The sequence below is a fragment of the Vibrio sp. 10N.222.49.C9 genome, assembly GCF_041474985.1.
Lineage (GTDB): Bacteria > Pseudomonadota > Gammaproteobacteria > Enterobacterales > Vibrionaceae > Vibrio > Vibrio crassostreae_C.
This window is the reverse complement of sequence record NZ_JBFRVD010000813.1, coordinates 1-298: the sequence shown is the minus strand read 5'-3', so window position 1 is coordinate 298 and position 298 is coordinate 1. Positions and strand designations below refer to the sequence as shown.

Here is a 298-nt window from a genome sequence, read left to right as displayed (position 1 = left end):
AGTGCTGTGTATTCTATTGTGAGAAAAGGACACAGCACTTCAGCAATTAAATCTCTACAGCAGAGTCTTCCCGAAGCATCTTGGTAGCCAACTTACGACATCGACTTTTCTCTGCACCGCCAGAGCATTTAGTGTCGCGACATTTTGATTTTTTATACTTAGACAATCGCTTAAGGTATCGACGCGCCGCCCACAAGCGGTCACCCTCAGACATCAACGTTGTAGCAAAACCCGATTCGTTGAACCTTAATGGTGAGCGCATCGAATTAGCCAAATAGCGAAGACTGCCGCAGTGTAT

At 46.0% G+C, this 298-nt stretch carries 1 protein-coding gene; it reads right to left on the bottom strand.

The genetic code is table 11. The features are described 5' to 3' along the window. Positions 1 to 46: 46 nt before the first annotated feature. The coding region (locus tag AB4585_RS25735; RefSeq protein WP_372171613.1) for a hypothetical protein at positions 47 to 298 on the bottom strand (252 nt) is incomplete at its 5' end.